General features: G+C 73.5%; 20 protein-coding genes. 12 read left to right on the forward strand and 8 right to left on the reverse strand.

Going from position 1 to position 23,978, the window contains the following annotated elements; translation table 11 throughout:
* Positions 1-14: 14 nt before the first annotated feature.
* Entirely contained in the window at positions 15-632 is a 618-nt protein-coding gene (locus ACFVQ3_RS11180) for a LysE family translocator (RefSeq protein WP_387638749.1), read from the reverse strand.
* A gap of 118 nt (positions 633-750) precedes the next feature.
* On the opposite strand from ACFVQ3_RS11180, the gene ACFVQ3_RS11185 reads away from it, so the two are divergent.
* The 3 genes from ACFVQ3_RS11185 to ACFVQ3_RS11195 are packed head-to-tail and all read left to right on the forward strand — an operon-like array spanning position 751 to position 2,746.
* On the forward strand, positions 751-1,203 hold the full coding sequence (locus ACFVQ3_RS11185; RefSeq protein WP_387638813.1) for an Lrp/AsnC family transcriptional regulator: 453 nt from the start codon (positions 751-753) through the stop codon (positions 1,201-1,203).
* Positions 1,204-1,260: 57 nt separating this feature from the next.
* A complete protein-coding gene (locus ACFVQ3_RS11190) occupies positions 1,261-2,100 on the forward strand; it encodes a PHP domain-containing protein (protein WP_387638752.1) in 840 nt (279 codons plus the stop codon).
* A gap of 19 nt (positions 2,101-2,119) precedes the next feature.
* Positions 2,120-2,746, forward strand: a complete 627-nt coding sequence (locus ACFVQ3_RS11195; RefSeq protein WP_191789373.1) for a MarC family protein — start codon at positions 2,120-2,122, stop codon at positions 2,744-2,746.
* Between the two features lie 155 nt (positions 2,747-2,901).
* Here the strand turns inward: ACFVQ3_RS11195 and ACFVQ3_RS11200 are convergent, their stop codons facing one another.
* Entirely contained in the window at positions 2,902-4,716 is a 1,815-nt protein-coding gene (locus tag ACFVQ3_RS11200) for a DUF6895 family protein (protein ID WP_387638755.1), read from the reverse strand.
* A gap of 64 nt (positions 4,717-4,780) precedes the next feature.
* Positions 4,781-4,987 (reverse strand): hypothetical protein, encoded by a 207-nt coding sequence (locus ACFVQ3_RS11205; RefSeq protein WP_387638758.1) that lies wholly within the window; start codon positions 4,985-4,987, stop codon positions 4,781-4,783.
* A 122-nt stretch (positions 4,988-5,109) separates the two neighbouring features.
* On the opposite strand from ACFVQ3_RS11205, the gene ACFVQ3_RS11210 reads away from it, so the two are divergent.
* From ACFVQ3_RS11210 to ACFVQ3_RS11225, 4 genes are all read left to right on the forward strand, one after another.
* On the forward strand, positions 5,110-5,319 hold the full coding sequence (locus ACFVQ3_RS11210) for a DUF2283 domain-containing protein (RefSeq protein ID WP_387638761.1): 210 nt from the start codon (positions 5,110-5,112) through the stop codon (positions 5,317-5,319).
* Positions 5,312-5,686, forward strand: coding sequence for a hypothetical protein (locus tag ACFVQ3_RS11215; RefSeq protein ID WP_387638764.1), 375 nt, complete (start codon positions 5,312-5,314; stop codon positions 5,684-5,686). The genes ACFVQ3_RS11210 and ACFVQ3_RS11215 overlap by 8 nt, the downstream gene beginning before the upstream one ends.
* A gap of 370 nt (positions 5,687-6,056) precedes the next feature.
* Complete coding sequence (locus ACFVQ3_RS11220) at positions 6,057-6,794, forward strand: hypothetical protein (protein WP_387638767.1); 738 nt, start codon at positions 6,057-6,059, stop codon at positions 6,792-6,794.
* Between the two features lie 88 nt (positions 6,795-6,882).
* A complete protein-coding gene (locus tag ACFVQ3_RS11225) occupies positions 6,883-8,661 on the forward strand; it encodes a beta-N-acetylhexosaminidase (protein ID WP_387638769.1) in 1,779 nt (592 codons plus the stop codon).
* A 100-nt stretch (positions 8,662-8,761) separates the two neighbouring features.
* Here the strand turns inward: ACFVQ3_RS11225 and ACFVQ3_RS11230 are convergent, their stop codons facing one another.
* Positions 8,762-9,232: a VOC family protein gene (locus ACFVQ3_RS11230; RefSeq protein ID WP_387638772.1), complete on the reverse strand. Its 471-nt coding sequence runs from the start codon at positions 9,230-9,232 to the stop codon at positions 8,762-8,764.
* Between the two features lie 156 nt (positions 9,233-9,388).
* Positions 9,389-11,113: a DEAD/DEAH box helicase gene (locus ACFVQ3_RS11235; protein WP_387638775.1), complete on the reverse strand. Its 1,725-nt coding sequence runs from the start codon at positions 11,111-11,113 to the stop codon at positions 9,389-9,391.
* A 419-nt stretch (positions 11,114-11,532) separates the two neighbouring features.
* On the opposite strand from ACFVQ3_RS11235, the gene ACFVQ3_RS11240 reads away from it, so the two are divergent.
* Positions 11,533-12,270 (forward strand): ferritin-like fold-containing protein, encoded by a 738-nt coding sequence (locus ACFVQ3_RS11240; RefSeq protein ID WP_387638777.1) that lies wholly within the window; start codon positions 11,533-11,535, stop codon positions 12,268-12,270.
* 138 nt (positions 12,271-12,408) lie between these two features.
* Here the strand turns inward: ACFVQ3_RS11240 and ACFVQ3_RS11245 are convergent, their stop codons facing one another.
* A complete protein-coding gene (locus tag ACFVQ3_RS11245) occupies positions 12,409-12,633 on the reverse strand; it encodes a DUF3107 domain-containing protein (RefSeq protein WP_030150741.1) in 225 nt (74 codons plus the stop codon).
* Positions 12,634-12,769: 136 nt separating this feature from the next.
* Entirely contained in the window at positions 12,770-13,453 is a 684-nt protein-coding gene (locus ACFVQ3_RS11250; protein ID WP_387638780.1) for a TetR/AcrR family transcriptional regulator, read from the reverse strand.
* Between the two features lie 222 nt (positions 13,454-13,675).
* On the opposite strand from ACFVQ3_RS11250, the gene ACFVQ3_RS11255 reads away from it, so the two are divergent.
* From ACFVQ3_RS11255 to ACFVQ3_RS11265, 3 genes are all read left to right on the forward strand, one after another.
* On the forward strand, positions 13,676-14,557 hold the full coding sequence (locus ACFVQ3_RS11255; RefSeq protein ID WP_387638783.1) for a DUF3152 domain-containing protein: 882 nt from the start codon (positions 13,676-13,678) through the stop codon (positions 14,555-14,557).
* A gap of 61 nt (positions 14,558-14,618) precedes the next feature.
* Positions 14,619-18,110: an ATP-dependent helicase gene (locus tag ACFVQ3_RS11260; protein WP_387638786.1), complete on the forward strand. Its 3,492-nt coding sequence runs from the start codon at positions 14,619-14,621 to the stop codon at positions 18,108-18,110.
* Positions 18,107-21,757: a UvrD-helicase domain-containing protein gene (locus ACFVQ3_RS11265; protein WP_387638789.1), complete on the forward strand. Its 3,651-nt coding sequence runs from the start codon at positions 18,107-18,109 to the stop codon at positions 21,755-21,757. The genes ACFVQ3_RS11260 and ACFVQ3_RS11265 overlap by 4 nt, the downstream gene beginning before the upstream one ends.
* A 13-nt stretch (positions 21,758-21,770) precedes the next feature.
* Here ACFVQ3_RS11265 and ACFVQ3_RS11270 read toward each other — a convergent pair whose 3' ends face one another.
* A complete protein-coding gene (locus ACFVQ3_RS11270) occupies positions 21,771-22,694 on the reverse strand; it encodes a phosphotransferase (RefSeq protein WP_387638792.1) in 924 nt (307 codons plus the stop codon).
* Between the two features lie 109 nt (positions 22,695-22,803).
* On the opposite strand from ACFVQ3_RS11270, the gene nudC reads away from it, so the two are divergent.
* The gene (nudC, locus tag ACFVQ3_RS11275) at positions 22,804-23,916 is read left to right on the forward strand and encodes an NAD(+) diphosphatase (RefSeq protein ID WP_387638794.1); all 1,113 of its coding nucleotides are present in this window, start codon (positions 22,804-22,806) and stop codon (positions 23,914-23,916) included.
* The last annotated feature ends 62 nt before the right edge of the window (positions 23,917-23,978 follow it).

A 23,978-nucleotide genomic window follows, 5' to 3' on the forward strand; every position in this document is an offset into this window, starting at 1 on the left:
GCGGCGCCGTCGGGTCATGCGACCACCTGCCCGAGGACCAGCGCGGCGCCGATCAGGATCATCGCGGTGCCCGAGAAACGCGTGACGACCCGCGACGCGCCCGGCCGGGAACGCAGGACGTGGCGCGCCCCGAACGCCACGAGGAGGTAGACCACCGCGCAGCCGACCATGTGCACCGCCCCCAGCACGGCGATCTGCGCGCCGACCGGCCAGCGGCCCGCCGGGTCGGTGAACTGCGGCAGCAGCGCCAGGAACAGCAGGAGGACCTTGGGGTTGAGCCCGCTCGTCCCGAGGCCCTTCGCGGCCTGACGCACCCACGACCCGGCGACGTCGTCGCCCGCCGTGACGGGTCCGCCCGGACGGGCGAGCGTCGTCACCCCGAGCCACCCGATGTACGCCGCGCCCAGCAGGGTCAGCACGGTGAGCACGGCCGGCGATCGGGACACCAGGACACCGACCCCTGCCGCGACCACGAGCGCCGTCGCGAGGTGGCCGGCCAGCATCCCGCCCACCGCGGGCAGGACGGACCGGTGCCGCACGCCGGCCGTGATCGCGTAGGCCCAGTCGGCCCCGGGGGTCACGACGAACAGCAGGGACACCGCCCAGAACGCGGCGATCGTGGCGACGGACATGCTTCCTCCCGGGGCGTGGGCGCCGACGTCCGGCGCGAGAGAAACGTTAGGTCGGAACTGCGCAAAGGTGCTTCCAACTTCTTGCCCCAAATCGCGTCCAGGTGGAAAGATCATGCGTATGGACGACATCGACCGGCAGATCCTTGCGGAGCTGCAGCAGGACGGCCGGCTCACGCTCACCGAGCTCGCCGAACGGGTCCGCCTCAGCGTCTCGCCCTGCCACCGCCGGCTCCGTGCGCTCGAACGCTCGGGGGTCATCAGCGGCTACCGCGCGCACCTCGACGCGGCCTCGGTCGGGCTGACCTTCGAGGCGCTCCTGTTCGTGACCATGCAGTCCGCGACCCGGGACACGCTCGAGGCCTTCGAGACCGCGGTCGTCGAGGTCCCGAACGTCGTGCAGGCCCAGCGGCTCTTCGGCGACCCCGACTTCCTCCTGCGCGTCGTCGCGAGCGACCTCCAGGGGTTCCAGGTGCTCTACGACGAGCGGCTCTCGACCCTGCCCGGCGTGATGCGCCTCAGCTCGACCCTCGTCATGAAGAGCGTCGTCGAGGACAGGCCGCTGCCGCTGTAGGCGCTCGCGGGGCCTGCCCTGCCGGGCCGCGGCGCGCGCCCTCACTATCCTGAGACGGTGCGCATCGACCTCCACACCCACTCCACGGCGTCCGACGGGACCGACGCCCCGGCGCGTGTCGTGGCGGACGCAGCCGCCGCAGGGCTCGACGTCGTCGCCCTCACTGACCACGACACGACCGCGGGCTGGGCCGACGCCGCCGAGTCCGCGCAGCGTCACGGCATCGCCCTGGTGCGCGGCGCGGAGATCTCGGCCCGTGCCGGGCACGTCTCGGTGCACCTCCTCAGCTACCTGCACGACCCCACCCACCCCGACCTGCTGGCCGAGACCGAGCGCACGCGCGAGGACCGCGTCTCGCGCGCGCGCCGCATGGTCGAGCGGATCGGCGAGGACTACCCGCTCACGTGGGAAGATGTCCTGTCGCAGACGGAGGAGGGGACCACGATCGGGCGGCCGCACATCGCGGACGCCCTGGTGGCCACCGGCCACGTCAGCGACCGCTCGGCGGCATTCGCCACGATCCTGCACCCCGGCACCGGCTACTACGTGCCGCACTACGCACCCGACGTCCTGGACGCCGTGCGCGCGGTGCGCGCGGCGGGCGGCGTGCCCGTCTTCGCCCACCCGGGCGCCGACGGACGAGGACGCGTGGTGCCGGACGTGGTCATCGAGCAGATGACCGACGCAGGACTGCTGGGGCTCGAGGTGCACCACCGCGACCACAGCGAACGGCAGGTTGCCCGCCTCGAGGACATCGCCCACACCCTGGGCCTCCTCGTGACGGGTTCGAGCGACTACCACGGGGCCGGCAAACCGAACCGGCTCGGCGAGAACACGACAGCACCACGAGTGCTGGAGACGATCGAGGAGCTAGGCACGTTGGACGTGATCCGATGACGGCGCGGGCGGTGGTGTCGTGAACGACATCATGGACCTGCGCCTCTTCACCGAGGTGTTCATCACGCTGTTCGTGATCATGGACCCTCCCGGGACGGTCCCCATCTTCCTGGGACTGACCAGCGCCATGGGCGCCAAGCAACGCAACCAGGCCGCCCGGACGGCGATCCTCGTCGCGTTCGGCGTGATCGTGTCGTTCGCGGTCTTCGGCCAGCAGATCCTCAACTACATGGGCATCTCGCTCCCGGCGCTCAAGGCGTCCGGCGGCCTCCTGCTCCTGCTGGTCGCGATGGAGCTGCTGACGGGCAAGATGGAGGAGCCGACGCCTTCGGGCAACAAGGGCGTCAACGTCGCCCTGGTCCCGCTCGGCACGCCGCTCCTGGCCGGACCCGGCGCGATCGTCGCGACCATGGTCTTCGTCCAGCGCGCCGACGGGTCCGCGGCCGACTGGGTCGCGATCGCCGCCGGCGTCGTCGCCGTGCACCTCACGCTGTTCCTGGCGATGCGCTTCGCGAACGTCATCCACCGCGTCCTGGGCGACTCGGGCACGATCCTCGTGACCCGCATCGCGGGCCTGCTCCTCGCGGCCATCGCGGTGCAGCTCGTCGCGGACGCCGTCACGGCGTTCGTGCAGATGGCGAACTAGCCGCCCTCGTCGACACGCCCGCGAGACCACCCGGTCTCGCGGGCGTTCTCGTGCCCGACGGCGTCGCGCACCCGGGGGGGCGGGTGCTGCGGACCGCGTGAGGGGGAGGTGGGGTGTCGGGGACGGCGGGGTCAGTGTCGACCTCACGGCCGACGTCACGCCGGGGACGAGGCAGGTGCGGCGCGTGAGGTGGGCTCTGAACGGGCAAGGATGGGCACGGCCTCGGCGAGCGCGGTGGTGGCGACGAGGGTCCACCGCCTCTGGAGCGTGAGGCGCTCGTCAGGGTCGTCCATGAGCGGGGCGCCGATCGCGCCGTCGAGGTCCTGCTGCCCGGCCAGCAGGTCCGCCGCGTCGCGGAGCAGCCGGTGCGGCACACGGGGCAGCCGGGGCAGGGCGCGCAGGACGACCGCGAACAGGGCAACGTCAAAGGACTCGACCGCCTCGCGCCCCGCTCGGGCCAGAACGTCGAGCGCCTGCGCCGCGTCGGCGGGGGTGAGACGTGGCCGGGGGCCGCGAGACAGCAGGTCGGCGGCGAGCGCGAGGGCACGGTCGCGCAGGCCGGTGTCCGAGTTGTCGCCGGGTTCACCGTCGGGCTCGGGCGCGGGTCCTGGGTGTGGCGGAAGGTCGAGAGGGGCGGGCGTTCCTGGCGGTCTGGCTTCGCCGCGCAGGTCGGCGAGGTGGGCACGCGCGGAGCCGAGGCGGGTGTCGGTGGGGTCGGCCGGGTCCAGCGCCGCGGCCAGGGCGTCGCAGACGTCCCTAAGCGCGGCGGGCGCGGTCACGTCGTGCCGCGCGGCGAGCACGGCGGCATGCAGCACGGTCTCCGCGGGGGCCGCCACGACGGCCGCGCCCAGGTCCGGCGAGGCGAGCGCGTGTCGCAGGACGTCGCCCGCTCGGCCCGGCTGCTCGGCGAGCTCCCACGCGCGCGCCGCCCACACGGTCGCGCGAAGGTCGTGGCTGCCGTCCCGTTCGAGCCAGACGGCGGCCCGGGCGAGCGTGCCGCTGAGCCGCGCGACGTCGTCGGGCCGGTGGTACGGGCGGGCGGTGCTCGGGGGAGCCGGGGCGCGGGGCGTGACGCGCAGGAGGAGGGCGTCGAAGACGCCGACGATCGTCGTATGGTAGGCCGTCGCCCACGATCCCCAGTCCGGGTCGGCGTCCCGGAGGCGCTGCGGGACGACCCCCGGCGGGCCCTCGAGCCTCCCGTCGGGCTCCTGCCACGAGCGCAACCAGGCGCGGGCGTCGGACTCGAAGGGCGTGAGCGGTGCGCGCAGGCAGGTCAGGCACATGAGGAGCTCGCCCACGAGGTCGGCGTCCGCGCGCGCCCGGGCGAGCGCGAGGCACCCGTGCAGAAGATCGACGACGGTCGCGGCGTCGGTCGACGGCGGCCACGCGACGTCGCGGCGGCCGAAGTCGGACAGGTAGAAGACCGCGTGCGTGATCGCGTAGACGTCGCCCGTGGACAGCTCCCAGACGTTGGGGTCGTTGGCGACCAGGGTGAGCGGCAGAACCTGCTCGATGCCAGGGGCAGCGCAGTCGATACCTGCGAGATCGAGGGTGTGCAACAGGTCGAGGTGGCGGTAGGGCACGCGTTCGAACGACGTGGCGAAGCGCCCCGTGACCGTCTGTTCGAGCACGTGGCGGAACGCCGGGTCCTCGCGCCCGCACAGCCGTAGCGCCGCGTACACGCCCGCGTACAGCAGCAGCGCGCGCCGGTCACGGCGGACGAGCTCACGGTAGGACGGGCGCGCAGCGACATCCGCGACGACGTCGAGCAGGTGCTGGTAGTCCGGTGCGAGGGGAGCGGGGTCGAGGTGTGCGCGCAGACCGACCAGCACGGCGACCTCGACCAGGGCTTTGCGGGCGAACATCACGGTGTCGTCGTTCGCACGGGCCGGGTCGAGGTGCTCGCGGTGGTCGGCGAGCCAGGCGACGGCCGCCAGCTCGGACCGGGTGTCGATGTTGGTCGAAGACACGGTCGTCCTCCCGTGGGGGCAGGTCCTGGGGGCGTGGGTGCGCCCCCAGGCGTGGGTCGAGCGGTCACTTGACGACAGGATTGCCTGCGACGTCCTGGATATCCGCGACGACGAGCACGTACTTCTCCCACAGCAGTACGTAGCCGGCGACTTCGTCGATCCCCGTGAGCGAGTCTGCGAGCTTGGAGACGGGGAGGTCCAGGTTGAGGAACTCCGCACGTCGCAGTGCCTCGACCATGTTCTGGGCGACGATCTTGCGTGATTCGGCCACTTCATTCACCCCCTTCCCACGTGTACACACAGAACGAGGCCGTGGAGTGGTGATTAGATGCAGTCCACGCGAGGCGCCGGTGTGTGAGAAGCTCCGCGCGACCCGGACGTGAAGGAGGACAGATGATCGAGATCGACCCCGAGGTGGACGCGGCGTACATCACGCTGCAGCCCATCGGTGACGGCGACGCGGTGCAGCAGATCGTCGTGGACGACTCGCGGCTGTCGGGGGAGGTCGTCCTGGACCTCGACGCGCACGGCCGTCTGCTGGGGATCGAGCTCATCGGGTACCGGAGCATGCTGGACGGCGAGGGCGGCGGCGAGCATGAGTGAGATCGTCGGCTACTTGTTCGGGACCAGACTGGGGAGGCGGCGAGCGGAGAAGCGCGCCGCGCTTCTCCAAGAACAGGGAAAGGTCCAGGCGTCGGTCATCGTCGTCGCGGGCGAAGCCCGTGGCATCGGGACCACCTGGACGTCGAGGGAATGGGACATCGGACCAGGCTCAATGGGCTGCCGCTCCGTTCTCCTGGTGATCGAGGGCGTCGACCGTGCCTTCCGGTCGCCAACACCTCGGGAGGCGTGGGACATCGACCCCGAGGCCCAGATCTACTCCGCACGCACGCCGACGGGCTCGATCGAGGTCGCGCTCATGCCTGAGCAGGCGAAGTGGGCGCTCGGCGTGATCGATCCGAGGCAGTAGGGACCCGGCGGGATGTGGCTCGTCTCCGATCCATCGTCCTGTCTGTGAGATGTCTGTGAGCCAGGGCGAGGGCCTGCCCGCAGGGGGCGTGGTCTCGAACCTACGTGAAGAAGAGCCTCGCGACCTACAAGTATGGAATTACAGGTGCTCGTCCATTCAAGAGTCGCCCGAGTGTCCAGCTCGGGATCTGCAAGAGCCGGATGGGGTCGGCGTGCGGCCACCACTGGGTGGCGGTGACGCCAAGCTGGTTCTCCGCGCGGGTGGTTGAGGCTGCAGGCATCCTCGCCTACGGAAAGCGCTATGGAGAATGCCCGCCCGGACACGATGGGATGAAGTGCACATGAATAGTGGGGGTCCGATTTTCTGGCGCGTGATCGAGAAACTTGGCGGTGACCTCTCAGAGACGGAGAGAGCGTTCGCCGACGAGTTGCAACGGATGTCCGCAGCGGAGGTCACCGCCTTCGTCGAAGAGCTCCGCCGCGTCGAGGCGTCACTCTCTTCGGTTGAGATCTGGGACCCGGTCGTCGGTGTTGTCGTAGATGGCGATTCCCGCGAGCTTGCGGTCGTCCGACTGATCGCCGGTGGACCTGACGTCGTGGCGCGTGCAGTGGCCGCGGGGCGGGCAGAGGTCGGGCTGGGGCCGGAGGACGACGGTGCTGAGGAGGTCATCGGCATCATCGCGGTGGCGTACGAGCGGGCGACGGGTCTCTCGTTCGCCCCGCCGGAGGGCGAATCCCACCCAGGGGAGGTCAGCGCCCAGATGAACGAGCCTCGCTGGTGGGTCCTTCGCGCACGAGCGCACCGGGGGGCGGCGGCAGCCTGCCGGGAGATCGAGCAGAGCCAGGTCCTCAGGGAGTTCCTGCTCGGTCACGACCGTCCGAACGAGCTCTTCATGGTCGTCGAGGCGACGACCAGTGATCGTCATGCGCACGTCTACCTCCAGGGCAGCGGCATCATGGCGCTCTTCGGTGCGCCCCTGTCGCGCGGGTCCGCGGCTGAGGGGCGTCGGGAGGTCGAGCGCTGCTATGACGTGCTCCGGGAGCGGTACGGACTGCCCGACGTCATGGGACCGATTCCACCTGATTCGTTACCTCATCGAGACGGCTGAACGTGGACCTCGCGTCAAGGAACGCCCCTAGGCTGGTCGCCAGGAGACGGCGTGGCTTTCTCCGGTCATGAGTTACGAAGGAGTGCTGATGAACTCGCCAGGTCGCCGTCGACCCGCCGCCCTCACCGCGGGGGTCATCGCCACGATCCTCGCCGCGACGCTGCTCACGGCCTGCACGGCCGAGGAGAGCACGATCCCGTCGATCGGCCTGGGGCTCGTCCCCGTGCCCACGGACGTGAGCGTCGACGAGGGCAAGGGTTTCACCCTCGCGGCGGACTCGACCATCGCCCTGGTCACCCCGGAGGACATGGCCCCAGACGTCCACCACGTCGGCGAGGAGCTCGCCGAGTACCTGGGCACCGCGACGGGCTTCGAGCTGCCGCTGGGCCCGGCCGTCGACGGCGCGGCGGGCGAGATCCGGCTCGAGCTCGCCCCTGACCCCGAGGTCGTCTGGGACCGCAACGGCCTGCTCGACGACCCGGCGGTCGACGCGTACGAGCTCACGGTCGACGACGACCAGGTCGTCCTGAAGGCAGCCGCGCCCCCCGGACTCTTCCGTGGTGTGCAGACGCTGCGCCAGCTCTTCCCCGCCGAGATCGAGTCGACCACCGTCCAGGACGCCCCCGCTGACGGGTGGACCGCCCCGGCCGTCACGATCACCGACGCGCCCCGCTTCGCCTACCGGGGTGCGATGCTCGACGTGGCCCGCCGCTTCTACCCGGTCGAGTCCGTCAAGCGCTTCATCGACCACGCGTCGACCTACAAGCTCAACGCGCTCCACCTGCACCTCACGGACGACCAGGGCTGGCGCATCGCCGTCGACGCCCTGCCCCAGCTCACCGAGATCGGCTCCACGACCCAGGAATGGTGGGAGCCGGGCAGTGGCGAGGGCGAGCGCTGGTACTACACCGCCGAGGAGTACGCGGAGATCGTCGCCTACGCGGGCGAGAAGTACATGACGGTCGTACCGGAGATCGACGGCCCCGGCCACACGCTCGCCGCCCAGGCGTCGCTCGGTTCGCTGACGTGCGACGGCGTCCCCACGGCGCAGTACTGGGGCCCCGAGGTGAACAACCCGATCGTCTGTGCGAGCGACGAGAACATGGGCAACGTCCGGGCCTTCCTCCAGACGGTCCTCGCGTCCGTCGCGGGGCAGAACCCCGGCCCCTACCTGCACCTGGGTGGCGACGAGGCCCCGAGCCCGCCCGGCTGGTACGAGAACTACACCGAGGCGGCGAACGAGATCGCGACCTCTCACGGGAAGACCGTGATCGGCTGGCACCAGTGGGGTGCCTCCGAGGAGCTGCCGCCGGGCACGCTCGTCCAGTACTGGGGGGTCGACGCACAGCGGGGCGTCATCGGGTGGGAGGCCAAGAACGCGGACCTGGTCGACGTCCAGGCAGCGCTCGACAAGGGTGCCCGCCTCATCATGTCCCCGGCGGATCGCACCTACCTCGACATGAAGTACGACGACGACACCCCGTACGGCCTGGAGTGGGCCGCGCAGATCACGCTCGAGGAGGCCTACGACTGGGACCCTGGCACCCAGCTGACCTCGCCCGACGGCAAGAACGTCCTGGCCGACGAGTCGGACATGGCGGGCGTCGAGGTGCTGCTCTGGTCCGACCGTTCCTACCCCGACAGCCTCACCAGGGCCCCGGAGAGCCTCGACGAGTTCGTGCCCGTCGACCAGTACGCCGACTTCATGCTCTTCCCGCGCCTGCCCGCGACGGCCGAGGTCGCGTGGTCGGAGCAGGCCGACCGCAGCTACCCGGACTTCCGCGACCGGCTCGTCCAGGTGTCGCCGCGCTGGACGGCGGCGGGCATCGGCTGGAACGAGGTCTCGGACGTCGACTGGACGCCCTGACGTCGCCCATCGCGAGCGCGAGGTAGACCCGTGCGCGCGAGGTAGACCCCCGGGAGGTCTACCTCGCGCACACGGGTCTACCTCGGCAGTCGGCTCCGGCCTACCAGGCTCCCGGATCGGGTTCCGGCGCGACGAAGGTGACCCGGCCGTCGTCGGACACCAGGAGGCCCGGGTTGTGCGCGACCTCCCAGCGGAACCCGTCCGGGTCCGCGAAGTACCCCGAGTAACCGCCCCACACGCGCACCTGCGCGTGCACGACGACGGAGCCTCCAGCGGCGAGCGCGCTCGCCAGGACGTCGTCCACCTCGGCGGGGGAGCCGACGTTGTGCGCGAGCGCGACGGGCACCACCGGCGCGGGGCCGTGGTGGGCCTCGTGGACACCGGGACCGGCCTCTTCGAGGAGGTCTGCGCGGCGCCACAGCGAGAGCAGCAGGCCGTGCCCCACCTGGAGGAACACGACCTCGCCCGGGACCTCGTTGACCGGCTCCCACCCGAGACCGTCGACGTAGAAGGCGCGCGCCCGGGCGACGTCGCGCACCCCCAGGGTGATCAGACTGACGCGAGGTTCCATGGACCCACGCTAGACCCGACCCGCGAGCCGCGCTCCGACGAGCTCGACAGGTGCCGGCCGATCTCCGGAGCAGCGCCATCCGCCCCCGGACACGACGGCGGGCCGCCGCTCCGCAGAGCGACGGCCCGCCGTCAGGTCAGGCGAGGCGGTCGAGGATCACTCGGCCGACGCCGGTGCACCGGCTGCGTCCGATGCACCACCGTGCGTGCGGCGGCGGTTGCGCTGTCGGCGCGGACGCGAGGGAGCGCCCTCCGCCGAGGCGCCCGCAGCCGGAGCCTCGGTGCGCGGGGCCTGTGCAGCGTCGGTGGCACCCGTGGACGAGGAGCGCTGTGCACCCTCGCCGCTGCGGCCACCCTCGCGACCACCGGAACGGCCGGCGTCGCGCGAACCGCTGCGCCCGCCGTCACGGCCACCCGCACGCCCGGCGTCGCGCGAGCCCGAACGGCCCGCGTCGCGCCCAGCGTCACGACCGCCGCGCGACGGCGAACCGCCACGCTTGCCGGTCTCGCCCAGGTCCTCGAGCTTCTCGGCGTCGAGGCCGGCGCGGGTCTGCGCCGACTTGGGCAGGCGGCCCTTGGTGCCCTCGGGGATGTTGAGGTCCGTGTACAGGTGCGGGGACGTCGAGTACGTCTCGACGGGCTCCGGGATGTTCAGGTCCAGGGCCTTGTTGATGAGCGACCAGCGGGGCACGTCGTCCCAGTCGACGAACGTGACGGCCGTTCCCTTGTTGCCCGCGCGGCCCGTACGGCCCGTGCGGTGCAGGTAGGTCTTCTCGTCCTCGGGGCACTGGTAGTTCACGACGTGCGTGACGTCGTCGACGTCGATGCCTCGCGCGGCGACGTCGGTCGCGACGAGCACGTCGATCTTGCCCGAGCGGAACGCACGCAGTGCCTGCTCGCGGGCGCCCTGGCCCAGGTCGCCGTGGATCGCGCCGGACGCGAAGCCGCGGTCGGCGAGCTCGTCGGCGACCTTGGCGGCCGTGCGCTTGGTGCGTGCGAACACGATCGTCAGGCCGCGGCCCTCGGACTGGAGGATGCGCGCGAGGACCTCGACCTTGTCGAGCGCGTGCGCGCGGTAGACGACCTGCTTGATGTTCTTGACGGTCTGACCGCCGTCGTCCGGGTCGTTGGCCCGGATGTGCGTCGGCTGCGTCATGTAGCGACGCGCCATCGAGACGACCGCGCCCGGCATGGTCGCCGAGAACAGCATGGTGTGGCGGGCCGCGGGCGTGCGCGAGAGGAGCTTCTCGACGTCGGGCAAGAAGCCCAGGTCGAGCATCTCGTCGGCCTCGTCGAGCACGACGCAGCGTGCGCGCGTCAGGTTGAGGTGGCCCTGGTTCATGAGGTCGATCATGCGACCGGGGGTCCCGACGACGACCTCGACGCCCGCGTTGAGCGTCGCGATCTGCGGCTCGTACGCACGGCCGCCGTAGAGCTGGATGATGCGGACGCTGCGCTTGGCCGACGCGGCCTCGAGGTCGCCGGCGACCTGGACGGCGAGCTCGCGGGTCGGGACGATGACGAGGGCCTGCGGCTTGCCCGGTGCAGGGAGCTGGTCGAAGCCCTCCTCGCCCGGGGCGACGACGCGGTGCAGCAGCGGAACGCCGAAACCGAGCGTCTTGCCGGTGCCGGTCTTGGCCTGGCCGATGATGTCGTGGCCCGACATCGCGACCGGCAGCGTCATGGCCTGGATGGGGAACGGGTGGGTGATGCCGGCGTCGGCCAGCGCCTCGACGATCTCCGGGCGGACGCCGAAGTCCGCGAAGGAGACGTCCTTGGCCTGGACGCTCGACGACAGCGTGCCCTGGACGTCGTCGGCAGGGGTCTCGGAAGAGGGAAGGTCGAGCGCGGTGGGCTCGACGGGAACTTCGGTGGTGGTCACTGGTGCCTCGTGGTTCTGATGTCTGGCGCGAGGCGCCGCACGTGCGTGATCGACCCGACGGTTGGCGGGTCCACGATGCTCCGGGAAGTCCCAGGCAGGTACGGTCTCTCGCGCCTAGTGGCCGGCAGCCGATCGTGGGTATTCGCCGCGAAGACGTCGTCGGGGGTCGTCGGCCGTGAGGCGCGAACCCCGGTTCCGCCCGCGCGCACCGACCGAGGTCGGCGTCGTGCAGTGTCGTTCGCAAGTCTTTCGGCACGGGGTGGGGCTCAGGAGCACCCACCGGGGGCCGGGGGATTCGGACGACCGGGCAACCGATGTACCCGCCCATTGTATCGGACTGCTCCCCCTGGACCCGTCATCACCCGTGTTGTCACGTTTCATGTCGCGGCCGGTGGAGGGCGCTCGACTATTCTGGCCGGATGAGCGAGCCCCAGCACCACGACCTGTCCGGCGGTACGGAGAGGCTCGCGACCGACCGCGACGTGATCGGCCTCCTGGGTCTCATCGCGTACACCGAGCTCGCGACGTTCGGGCGTCTGGCCGCCGATGCGGCGAACGCCCCGACCCTCGCGCAGCGCCACCAGCTCTCCCGGCACGCGGGCAAGATGCTTGCCCGGCACGAGCGGGTCCTGGAGCGCATCGCGGACCTGGGCGGTGACCCCGAGGCCGAGATGGGCGCCTTCGACGGCATCTTCGACGACTTCGAGAGCCGCACCCCGTCGAGCACCTGGTGGGAGGGCGTCCTCAAGGGGTACGTCGGGCACGGGGTGGCCGACGACTTCTGCCGGCTCGCCGCGGACGGGCTCGACGACCGGTCGCGCGACCTGGTCCTGGAGATCCTCTCGGACGGTGTGGACTCCGAGCGCTCCGCGACCGTCATCGCCGACGCCGCCGCGGCCGACCCCGTGCTCGCGTCACGTCTCGCGCTGTGGGGGCGGCGCCTCGTGGGCGAGGCCCTCGGGCTGGTGCAGTCGCTGCTCGCCGAGCGCGAGGGGCTGAGCCGCCTCCTCGCGGACGGCGCCGGCCACCGCGCCGACGCCGGCACGCCCGGAGCGGCAGACGTGACGGGTACGGCTGCCGACCGGCAGGCGTGGGTCTTCTCCCAGCTCACGGCGGAGCACACGCGCCGGATGGGGCGGTTGGGCCTCGCGGCCTGAGCGGTTCCACGCGGCCTCGTGGCCTGAGCGGCGCACGCAGGCTCGCGGCCCGAGCGGCCCTCAGCCGACGAGAGCGGGGCCCCGGCTGTGTCAGCCGGGGCCCCGCTCTCGTGCGCTGCGCGCGCCGGACGCGAGTCGTCAGAGCGAGCCGAAGCCCACCCGACGCTGCTCCTCGGTGCCGATCTCGACGTAGCCGATCGACGCCGTCGGGACGATGACGCGGCGTCCGCGCGAGTCGAGCAGCTCGAGGGCCGGACCGCCGGCCAGAGCAGCGGAGACAGCGGCGGCCACGGCTTCGGTGGTCTCCTCCGTCTCGATCACGAGCTCGCGGGCCAAGTTCTGCACACCGATGGTGACTTCCACGTGATTCTCCTTCGCGAGCGTCGCCCGCGGGTGATCCCGCCGGCCACTTGTCGACAACTCCTCCGATACTAACGAGATTCCCGGACGTCCCGGGCGCTCCCGCGCTGGTGGCGGCGGGTGAGGGGCCGGGACGGTGTCAGCGCTCGCGGCGGAGCATCCCGTGGACACCGCGCCACGCGAGCGCGGGCACGAGGCGGGTGAGCTCCTCGCTCGTCACGCCGCTGCCGGCGCGCGCGGCCTCGCCTGCGGCGTTGCGCGCGATCGCGGTGCAGGTGCGGGCGACGACGAGCGCCTCGTGCTCGGTGAGGGACGTCAGGCGGCCGAGGACGAGGGCGAACTCGCGGGCGTTGACCTCGTCGGGCTCGAGCACGCGGGCCCGGACGCCCGGGTCGCGCATGACGTCGGACTCGAACAGGAGGCCCGCGGACGGTCCAGCGGTCCGCGCGTAGTCGACGTACGCCCGCACGATGGCCTCGATCACGGCGAGCCCGTCCACGGCGAGGGCGTCGACGTCGCCGGGGGACGTGCCCGGTGGTGCGGACCTGAACGGTGCGAGGACGGTGCGGACCGAGTCCACGAGGGCCACGCCCTGCTGGTCGACGAGCGCCAGGTACAGGTCGAGCTTGGACGGGAAGTGCCGGTAGAGGACGGGCTTGCTGACCCCGGCGCCGTCGGCGATGTCGTCCATCGTGATGTGGTGGTAGCCGTGGTCGGAGAACAGGCGTTCGGCGATGGTGAGCAGCTGCGACCGCCGTTCGCCCTTGGGCATGCGGGCGCGCACCGGACCGGGCATTCTCTGCTTCTCTGCGACCCCCGACATGCCGCGATAGTACGGGCAGCGCAGAGGTGGTGCGGCGGGCGATGCGATCATGGACAGGTGAATGCACCAGGAGCGCCCGTCGATGGTTGGAGGGGACCCCTGGGGGATCGTCCGGTGGAGGGTGAAAACCCAGGTCAGGCCCCTTTTCCGGGCCCGACGGCGCCGCGCACGTCAGGTGGCGCACGCACCCGGGCGCGGCTCGCGAGCGCGCGTCGGCGCGGGATGCGCCGCGGTCCGGCGGCGGCGTTCGTCGTGGTCGGGGTCCTGGGTGGGCTCGGGGCCGGTGTCCTGGGCGTGGGGTCGCTGGTCCCCGGCGCCCCGACGGATCCTGTGGTGCCCGTGGCCTCGGGTGCGACGGGCGACCAGGGTGGAGACGGCGTCGGGCAGGAGGAGGCGGCGCCCGGGGCGACGACCGGACCGGTGGACGGGAGCGCCGGCACGGACGGCGCGACCGACGTGCGCTCGCAGGCCACCGCGAGCCGCTCGGTCCGCGACCCGCAGCTCGGTCTCGACGGCCCGGGGGTGCTGCCGCTGCCGCTCGAGCGGGTCGTCGAGGAGGGGTCGGGACTGGTCGGCCGGGAGGTCGTCCTGGACCTTGGTGGGGCGCTGGTGGTCGTGCCGGCCGAGGTGCCCGCCCCCGGGCCGGGGACGGTCAGGCGCGTGCGCGTCGAGGTCGAGCAGGGGCTACCCGTGGACGGCGAGACGTTCGCGGCCGCCGTGCTCGCGACGCTCAACGACCCGCGGGGGTGGAGCGCCGTGGACGGTGTGACGTTCGCGCGGACCGGGGGCGACGCGGACATCCGCGTGGTCCTCGCGAGCCCCGCGACGACCGACCGGCTGTGCGCCCCGCTCAAGACGATCGGCGAGTACTCGTGCGGGACGACGGGCGCCGCGATCCTCAACTTCTCGCGCTGGGTGAACGGTGCCACGGACTTCGGGCAGGACCTGCCGCTGTACCGGCAGTACCTGGTGAACCACGAGGTCGGGCACGTACTGGGGCACCGCCACGTGAGCTGCCCGGCGCCCGGGGCGCTCGCCCCCGTCATGGTCCAGCAGTCGATGTCGACCGAGGGCTGCCTGCCGAACGGCTGGCCGACGCTCTAGCCGCGCCTCGCGGGTGCCGTGGCGGCCCGGCGGTGTCGGTGCCTCGTGGTGAGATCTTGGGGTGCTGCACCTTCCCGACCTCCGCCTCGTCCTGCCGGGCACCGCCTCCGCGGCCCCGGTCCGGCTCGACGAGACCCAGCGGGCTGCGCTCGACGCGGCGCGCACGGAGCCTGCGACGCTCGTCGTCGGGGCGCCGGGGACGGGCAAGACGACGGTGGCCATCGAGGTGGCGGCACAGGCGCTCAGCGAGGGCGTGGACCCGGCCAGGATCCTGGTGGTCGCGGCGTCGCGGCGGTCCGCCGCGGAGGTGCGCGACCGGTTGTCGGCGCGCGCGGACCGCACGGTCAGCGCCCCCATGGTCCGCACGGCCGCTGCCGCCGCGTTCGCGGTCCTCAGGGCGCGGGCCGCGGCGACCGGCGAACCGCCGCCCACCCTCATCTCGGGCCCCGAGCAGGACCTCCTGCTCGCCGAGCTGCTCGCGGGACACCTGGACGGCGAGGGCGTGCCGCTGCGCCTGCCGGACGGGCTGCCCGAGGAGGTGCTGGCCCTGCGCGGCCTCCGCCAGGAGCTGCGCGACCTCCTGATGCGCGCGGCCGAGCGCGGCCTGACCCCTGCAGACCTCGACGACCTGGGCGCGCAGCACGACCGCCCCGAGTGGCGGACCGCCGCGCAGGTCTACCAGGAGTACCTCGACGTGACGGCGCTGCGGGTCGGGACCCCGGACCTGGGCTCGCGCTACGACCCGGCGGTCGTGGTCGACGAGGCCGCGGAGGCCCTGCTCGCCTGGGAGGACGAGGTCACGGGAGCGCCCCGGCCCGGGTGGGACCTGGTCGTGGTCGACGACTACCAGGAGGCCACGATCGCGACCGCACGCTTCCTGCGCGTGGTGCACGACGACGGCGCGCGCCTCGTCCTGCTCGCGGACCCGGACACGGCCGTCCAGACCTTCCGCGGCGCGAGCCCGGCCCTGGTCGGGCGGGCGGCGGCGCCCGTGCGCCGGCGTGCCGCGACGGGCGAGTTCGACGCGCGCGTCGAGGTCCTCGGCACCGCCTGGCGGCAGGCGGGCGACCTGCGCGAGGTCACGCGGATGGTGACGACCCAGATCGGCACGGTCGCCGGCGCGGTCCACCGCGGGGCGGCGCCGTCGCCCGCCCCCGCCCCGGAGGACGGCCCGCCGCGTGGTGCCTCGGTCGCCCTGCTCGGCAGCGGCGCGGAGGAGGCCGCGTACGTGGCCCGCGAGCTGCGTGCCGAGCACCTGCTGCACGGCACCCCCTGGGGACGCATGGCCGTGGTCTGCCGTGCCGGGGCCCAGCTCGCGACGCTGCGCCGCGCGCTCATCGCGGCCTCGGTGCCCGTCGGCATCCTCGGCTCGGACGTGCCGCTGCGCGAGGAGCCCGCGGTCACGCCGCTGCTCGCGATCATGCGCGTCGCGGTGGGCCTGCCCCCGGCCGGGTACTCGCGGGGGCTCGACGGTGTGCGTGGCGCGGCCGGGATCGACGACGCCGTGACCCGCGACGTGGGGGACCCCGCCGAGACCCTGATCGAGCGGGAGCCCGCCCGGTCCGACGAGCCGGCGACCTTCGACGAGCTCGACCCCGTGACGGCGGCCGCGCTCGTGACGTCGCCCGTGGGCGGGCTGGACGTGGTCGCGCTGCGACGGCTGCGCCGGGCGTTGCGCGCCGAGGAGCTCGGCTCGGGCGGCGGCCGCACGTCGGACGCGCTCCTGGTCGAGGTCCTGCTCGACGAGTCGCGCGCCGCGACGCTGCCCACGAGCGTGCGCCGCGGAGCCGTGTCCGTGGCCCGGGTGATCGCCGCCGGGCGCGAGTCCACGCACGCTCCCGACGCGACCGCGCAGACCGTCCTCTGGGCGATCTGGAGCGCGACCGGCCTGTCGGACAGGTGGCGCGACGCAGCCCTGGGCGGAGGGGCCGTCGGTGCGCGCGCGGACCGCGACCTCGACGCGGTCCTCGCCCTCTTCCGCGCCGCGGAGACCTTCGTCGACCGCATGCCGGGGGCTCCGCCGTCGGCGTTCGTGGAGTACCTCGAGTCCCAGGACCTGCCCGCCGACTCGCTCGCCGCCCGTGCCGCGGGCACGGACTCGGTCGCCGCCCTCACTCCCGCCGGCGCGGCCGGGCGCGAGTGGGACGTCGTGGTCGTGGCCGGGGTCCAGGACGGCGTGTGGCCGGACCTTCGGCTGCGCGACTCGCTGCTCGGATCCGAGGCGCTCGTCGAGCTCCTCGCGGGGCGCTCGCAGGACGCGCACGGCCTGGGGCCGGACGCCCGGCGGGCCGTCCTCACCGACGAGCTGCGGTCGTTCGCGGTCGCGACCTCGCGCGCGACGCGGCGCCTGCTCGTGACGGCCGTGAGCGACGTCGACGAGGTCCCCTCGCCGTTCGTCGACCTCGTGTGCCCGCCCGCCGGGCTCGACGACGACGCCCCCACCACGAGCGGGACGCCGGACGACGGCGACGGCGACGGTGGCGGACGTGCGCCCGACGAGGAGCGCGACCCGCGCCGCGTCGAGGTGGGCCAGCCGCTCGACCTGCGCGGGCTCGTCGCCTCGGCGCGCAGCCTGCTCGTCGAGCAGGTCGTGCGGGAGTCGCCCGCGACGTCGCCGGCCGCTCCCCGCCCGGCCGCGCGCGGAGCGCGACCCGACCGGACCGGGGCCCCGGACCTCGAACGGGCCGAGGCCCTCGCCGAGCTGCTGGCCGACCTGGCGCTCGCGGGCGTCGGCGAGGCCCGGCCCGAGTCCTGGTACGGCGTCAACCCGGTCTCGAGCACCGAGCCCCTGTGGGGGCCCGAGGACACCGTCATGATCTCGCCGTCCAAGGTCGAGTCGGTGAGCAGGTGCGCGCTGCGCTGGGCCGTGGAGAGCGCGGGCGGCACGGCCCCCGACGCGACCGCGCAGTCGCTGGGCAACCTGGTCCACTCGATCGCGCAGGAGGCGCCGCGCGGGACGCACTCCGAGCTCGCGGCCGAGCTGGACCGCCGCTGGCCCGAGCTCGCGCTCACACCGGGCTGGCCCGCGACGCAGACGCGCCACAAGGCCGAGGAGATGGTCGGCCGTCTCGCCGGGTACCTGCAGTCCTCGGGCGAGCCGCTGCTCGTCGAGGCGCCGTTCGAGCTGGAGATCGGCCGGGCCGTGCTGCGCGGGGTCATCGACCGGGTCGAGGACGCCGGGGACGGTGCGGTGCGCGTCGCGGACCTCAAGACGGGCAAGACCAAGCCGTCGGTCACGGAGGCCGTGACCAACCCCCAGCTCGGCACCTACCAGCTCGCGGTCGAGGGCGGGGTGCTCGACCTGCCCGACGGCACCCGCAGCGCGGGCGCGCAGCTCGTCTTCGTGGGTGACGGCAAGGACGCGGGCCTGCGGACGCAGCCCGCGCTGGAGCCCGAGCCCGACGGGTCGAGCTGGGCGCGCGAGCTCGTCGAGGACGTCGCGGACACCATGGCCGACTCGGTGTTCACGGCCCGCGAGAACAAGCTGTGCTCGGTGTGCCCCGTGCGCCGCTCCTGCCCCCTCACGACGGAAGGCCGCCAGGTGATCGCATGAGCGCCGAGTCGCTGTTCGACGACGTCGACCTCGGGGCTGTCGGGCTCCCGGCGGGAGCCGGGACCGTCGGCGCGGCGGGTGCGCACGAGCTGCCCGAGCCGCGGTTCTCGGCCGTGCGCATCGCGGAGATGCTGGGGCGTCCGCGACCCACCGACGAGCAGGTCGCCGTGATCGAGGCACCCCTCGAGCCGATGCTCGTGGTGGCCGGGGCGGGGTCGGGCAAGACCGAGACCATGGCCGCGCGCGTCGTGTGGCTCATCGCGAACGACTGGGTCGCCAAGGAGGCCGTGCTCGGCCTGACGTTCACGCGCAAGGCCGCGGGCGAGCTCGCCGAGCGCGTGCAGTCGCGCCTCGTACAGCTCGACCGCGCCCTGGGCAGGGACGGCGCCGCGCTGTCGATGCTGGACCGGCCCGCGATCTCGACGTACAACTCGTATGCGGCCTCGCTCGTGGGGGACCACGCGCTGCGCATCGGCATCGAGCCCGGCGCCCGGCTGCTCTCGGAGGCCAGCCAGTGGCAGCTCGCGGCGGAGGTCGTCGAGAGCTGGGCGGGCGACCTCCAGACCGACGCGGCGTTCTCGACGGTCGTCGGCGCGGTGCTGTCGCTGTCCGGGGCGCTGAGCGAGCACCTGCTGAGCCCCGACGAGGCCCGCGCGGGCATCACGGGCATCGTCGACACCGTCCTGGCGACGCCGCTCGGGGGCAAGCGCACCGAGCACTACGCCGAGGTCAAGCGCCTCCTCGGGTCGCTCGGGGAACGCCACCGGCTGCTCGACGTCGTCGAGACGTACCAGGAGCGCAAGCGGACGTCGGACTCGCTCGACTTCGGGGACCAGGTCGCGATCGCGGCCAGGCTCGCCAGGACCGTGCCCGCGGTGGGGGCGGGGGAGCGGGCCCGGTACGGGGTCGTGCTGCTCGACGAGTACCAGGACACGTCCTACGCGCAGGTCGAGCTGCTGTGCGCGCTGTTCGGCGGGCACCCGGTCACGGCCGTGGGCGACCCGAACCAGTCGATCTACGGCTGGCGTGGTGCGAGCGCGTCGGGCCTGGCGCGGTTCCCCGAGCGGTTCCGCGCGACGGGCCCCGGCAGCACGGGCGCGCCCGCGGACGTGCGGTACCTCAGCACGTCCTGGCGCAACGACCGGGCGGTCCTGGCAGCCGCCAACGTCACGGCCGCGCCGCTGCGCGAGGGGGCCACGCGCGTGCCCGTGCCGCAGCTCGACGAGCGCCCCGGTGCGGGGCGCGGTGTCGTGACGGGTGTGTACGCGGCGACGCTCGAGGAGGAGGCCGCCGCGGTCGCGGACTTCGTCGCCGAGCGCTGGCGCCCGCGCGCACGCCGCCAGGAACGCGTGACCGCCGCGGTGCTGTGCCGCGCGCGCTCGCAGTTCCTCGCGATGGAGGTCGCGCTGCGCGCCAAGGGGCTGCCGGTCGAGGTCGTGGGGCTCGGCGGTCTGCTCTCGACCCCGGAGGTCGTGGACCTCGTGGCGCTCCTGGAGGTCGCGCACGACCCGTCGCGCGGCGACTCGCTCATGCGCGTCCTCACGGGGCCGCGTCTCAACCTGGGCGCGGCGGACCTGCACGCGCTGAGCAGCTGGGCGGCGGACCTGGCGCTCCGGGACGCGGCACGCCGCCCGTCGACGGACCTCTCTCCCGGTGCCCTGCCCGACGGCGGAGCGTCCGCCGGTCCGTCGGGTGCGGGCGCGTCGGGTACGACCGACCTGCTGGGCGGGCCCGTGGCGCCTGGCGCGGCGGATCTGCCTGGCGTCGCCGCGGACGGGACGCTCACGGTGGTCGAGGGTGACGTCGTCGACCACCGGTCGATCGTCGACGCGCTCGACGACCTGCCTGCCCCGGGGCACCCCGCGCGGGACGGTCGCGTGCTCACCGAGGCCGGGCACGCGCGGCTCGTCGCGCTGTCCAGGGTGCTGCGCGACCTGCGCGGGCAGACGTACCTGTCGCTCCCGGAGCTCGTGACCCAGGCTGAGCGGGCCCTGGGCCTGGACATCGAGGTGACCACCGCGGCGACGCTCGCTGCGGGCGGGTACGGCGAGGAGATCGGGGACCGCGGGCGCGCGCACCTCGACGCGTTCCGTGACGTCGCGGCGACGTTCTCGCAGTCCGCGGACCTTCCCACGCTCGGCGCGTTCCTCGCGTGGCTCGGCACGGCCGGCTCGCAGGAGCGTGGCCTCGACCTGCCCGTCCGCGAGCCCGATCCCGACGCGGTGCAGATCATCACGGTGCACGCGTCGAAGGGGCTGGAGTGGGACGTCGTCGCCGTGCCAGGCATGGTCGACGGGATCTTCCCCAACACCGCCGTGGGGGACAAGGGCCCCACCGACAGCGGCTGGTTCACCGGGCTGGGCAACCTCCCGTACCCGTTGCGCGGTGATGCCGAGGACGTGCCCGTCTTTCGCTACGAGGTCGCGGAGGACGCCAAGGACCTCGACGGACGGCGCAAGGAGTTCCTCGCGGCGAGCGGCGAGCACCAGGTCGACGAGGAGCGCCGCCTCGCCTACGTCGCGTTCACGCGCGCCCGCGCCGAGCTGCTGCTCGCCGGGTCCTGGTGGCGTGACGCGACCAAGCCGCGCACGCCCTCGCCGTTCCTCGTCGAGCTCGCCGAAGCCGGGATCATCAGTGCGTCCGACTGGGCGGGCATGCCCGAGAAGGACGAGACCAACCCGCGCGACGAGCTGGTCCACGAGGCCGAGTGGCCGCGCGGGGAGGCAGGGGCGGACGGGGCCGCTACGGACCGGGCCGGGGCCGACGGGTCGCCCACGCCCGCGTCCGTCCCGACCACCGGGCCGCGTGCCCGTGCGGTCGTGCGGGCTGCCGCAGACCGGGTCCGTGGACGGATCGACGCCCGCGCGTCGCTCTCGGCCGGTACAGGTCGGGGCGGGGATGCGGAGCAGGGTGCGGTCTCGGACGGTCGGGTTCCGCTGCTCGACGGTTCGGGCACGGACCTGCGCGAGCTCGCGCGCATCCTGCTGGAGGAGCGGAACCGCCGCGACGCCCGCAGCAGCGAGATCTCGTTCCCGGCACACATCTCGGCGTCGGGACTCGTGCGGCTGGCCGCGGACCGGGGTGAGTACGCGCTGCACCTGCGACGCCCCGTGCCCGCGCAGCCCACGGTGCACGCGCGCCGCGGCACGCAGTTCCACCTGTGGGCCGAGCAGTACTTCACGTCGTCGTCGCTGCTCGACGTCGACGACCTGCCCGGCGCCGACGACGAGGACATCTCCCCGGACCTGGACCTCGACGCGCTCCAGCAGACGTTCCTCGCCTCGGAGTGGGCGGGGCGCACACCGATCGCCGTGGAGGTCGACGTCGAGACGCCCGTGGGCGGGATCATGTTCCGCTCGCGCATCGACGCGGTCTTCCCCGAGAGCCCCGAGCACGCGGGCGGCGCGACGGACGCCGTCGTGGTCGTGGACTGGAAGACGGGCAAGGCCCCGCGAGACGCCGAGGCCCGGCGGACGCGCGAGGTCCAGCTCGCGGTCTACCGGCTCGCGTGGTCGCGCTGGTCCGGGCTGCCCGTCGAGAAGGTCAACGCGGCGTTCTACTACCTGGGCTCCGACGAGACCGTGCGCCCGGAGCGGCTGCTCGACGCGGCGGAGCTGGAGGCGCTGGTCGCGGGGCATGGCGCCTGATCGCGTCCTCCCTCTACCCCTCGTTCTCCCCGCTCGTCACCTCGTCGAGGTCGATGAGCATGTCGACCGCGTCGTCGATCACGTCCTGGAGCCCGTGGCGCACGCCGTGCAGCAGCCAGCGGGCCAGTGCCAGCTCACCGGCGAGCAGCGCCCGCTCGGTCAGGTGCGGGTCGGTGAGCTCGGTGCGGCGGAGCTGGTAGGCCTCCATGATCGAGTCGATCGCCTCGGGCGGTGCCGCGACGAGCAGCCACGCGAGGTCGTCGGCGGGGTCGGCGACGCGCGCCTCGGCCCAGTCGGTGATGGCCACGACGCGTCCGCGGGCGACGAGCACCTGCTCGGTGCCCAGGTCGCCGTGCACGACGACGGGCTGGTACTTCCACAGCGACACGTCCTCGAGCGCGGACTCCCAGCGGCGCAGGAGCCGCGAGGGGACCCGGCCGGTCTTGGCGGCCTCGTCGACCTCGGCGAGGCGCCGGTCGCGGTACTCGGCGGCCGTGTAGACGGGCAGCCCTGCGTTCTCGACGACCGAGTGCGGCAGCTCGTGCACTGCGGCGAGGACGCGTCCGAGATCTGCGGCGAGCCCGGGGCCGGGGCGCAGGGTGTCGAGGTCGAGCGGCACCCCGCCGTAGCGGTGGTGCACGACGGCGCGCCCACCCTCGGGGAGCAGCGCGTAACCCAGGACGTCGGGAACCGTGAACGACAGGACTCCTGTCGTCACGTAGTGGCGCAGGGAGTCCAGGAGCGCGGTCTCGGCCTCGAGGGCCGCACCGGCCGCGAGGGTGCGCGGTGCCCGGACGACCCACTCCTGACCGCCGCTGTCGGTGACGATCGCGACGTCGTCGTCGCCCGTCGCTTCGGACGGTCGCACGGACCGGACGTCGAGGCCGGGGACGGCCGCGGTCGCGAGCGCGGCGAGGTTGAGCGGTGAGCGTGGCACTCGTCCACGGTAGTCGGTGCGGGGCGGGCGTCGTCACCCGGTCCGTGGCGTGTCTGCGGGCTGGACGCGCCGCGTGCCGTGCGTGCCCCGCGTGACCTACGGTCGACAGGTGACAGACCAGACCTCGCCCGCCGCACCGGACCCCGTCGTCCCCACCCCCGACCAGGCCGCCACCTCGATGCCCGTCGCGGGCGCCGCCGTCGGCTCGGCGGCTTCCTCCGGCGCCTTCGCCGCGCACCTGCCGCTCGCACGCTCCATGCTCGACCGTGCGGCGCACCGCCGCACCGAGGAGGACCTGGTCGCGACGCTCCGCGCCGACCCCTCGACGCGCGTGGTGCTGCTGCACCGCGGGCGTCTCGCGACCGGCCCGGACGGGCTCGCGCTCGCGACGCCGCAGGAGGTCGCGGCCGTTCCCGAGCCGCACGCGGCCTCGGGCGACCACAGCAACACGCCGCGCTGGGTCTTCCTGGGCGAGGATGCGCCGTCGGGCACGTCCTTCCTGGCCCTCCTCCTGCCCGACGACGCCGACGACCTCGACCTCGACATCGAGGGCGTGGATCCCAAGGGTCCGCTGTCGGTCCTGGTGCGCACCCACGAGTGGGCGGGGCTGCGCGAGCTCGCCTCACGGCTGGGGCCGCGCGACACGGGTCTCGCGACCGAGGCCGTCGCGCTCGCGGCCTGGCACGCCGCCAACGAGCGCTGCCCGCGCTGCGGCGAGCCGACCGTGCCCGTCGCGGCGGGCTGGGTGCGGCGCTGCGTGGCGCAGGGCGTCGAGCACTACCCGCGCACGGACCCGGCGGTCATCATGGCGGTCGTCGACCCGGGCGCGGGCCCGGGCGAGGACCGGCTCCTGCTGGGGCACGCGGCGCACTGGCCCGAGGGGCGCTTCTCGACGCTCGCGGGCTACGTCGAGCCGGGGGAGGGACTCGAGCAGGCGGTGCGGCGCGAGGTCGCCGAGGAGGTCGGCGTCACGGTCGGGGAGGTCGTCTACAGGGCGAGCCAGCCGTGGCCGTTCCCGGCCTCGCTCATGCTGGGCTTCACGGCCACGGCGCTCACGACGGACGTCCGGCCCGACGGCGAGGAGGTCACCGACGCGCGCTGGTTCACCCGGGCGCAGCTCACGCAGGCCACGGAGAGCGGGGACGTGAGGCTCCCGAGCCGTTCGTCGATCGCGCGGGCGCTCATCGAGGAGTGGTTCGGCGGCCCGCTCACGGGTGAGTGACGCTGTCCTGGCGAGGTAGACCCGTGCGCGCGAGGTAGACCTCCCGGAGGTCTACCTCGCGC

It is taken from the genome of Oerskovia sp. NPDC057915 (assembly GCF_042887685.1).
Lineage (GTDB): Bacteria > Actinomycetota > Actinomycetes > Actinomycetales > Cellulomonadaceae > Oerskovia.

What these genes read in the sequence shown, in the direction of transcription:
- ACFVQ3_RS11210 (WP_387638761.1), top strand. Translation starts at nt 5,110, where the DNA reads ATGATCGAGATCGACCCCGAGGTGGACGCGGCGTACATCACGCTGCAG.
- ACFVQ3_RS11265 (WP_387638789.1), top strand. Translation starts at nt 18,107, where the DNA reads ATGAGCGCCGAGTCGCTGTTCGACGACGTCGACCTCGGGGCTGTCGGG.
- ACFVQ3_RS11250 (WP_387638780.1), bottom strand. Translation starts at nt 13,453, where the DNA reads ATGTCGGGGGTCGCAGAGAAGCAGAGAATGCCCGGTCCGGTGCGCGCC.
- ACFVQ3_RS11185 (WP_387638813.1), top strand. Translation starts at nt 751, where the DNA reads ATGGACGACATCGACCGGCAGATCCTTGCGGAGCTGCAGCAGGACGGC.
- ACFVQ3_RS11180 (WP_387638749.1), bottom strand. Translation starts at nt 632, where the DNA reads ATGTCCGTCGCCACGATCGCCGCGTTCTGGGCGGTGTCCCTGCTGTTC.
- ACFVQ3_RS11255 (WP_387638783.1), top strand. Translation starts at nt 13,676, where the DNA reads ATGCGCCGCGGTCCGGCGGCGGCGTTCGTCGTGGTCGGGGTCCTGGGT.
- ACFVQ3_RS11225 (WP_387638769.1), top strand. Translation starts at nt 6,883, where the DNA reads ATGAACTCGCCAGGTCGCCGTCGACCCGCCGCCCTCACCGCGGGGGTC.
- ACFVQ3_RS11230 (WP_387638772.1), bottom strand. Translation starts at nt 9,232, where the DNA reads ATGGAACCTCGCGTCAGTCTGATCACCCTGGGGGTGCGCGACGTCGCC.
- ACFVQ3_RS11215 (WP_387638764.1), top strand. Translation starts at nt 5,312, where the DNA reads ATGAGTGAGATCGTCGGCTACTTGTTCGGGACCAGACTGGGGAGGCGG.
- ACFVQ3_RS11240 (WP_387638777.1), top strand. Translation starts at nt 11,533, where the DNA reads ATGAGCGAGCCCCAGCACCACGACCTGTCCGGCGGTACGGAGAGGCTC.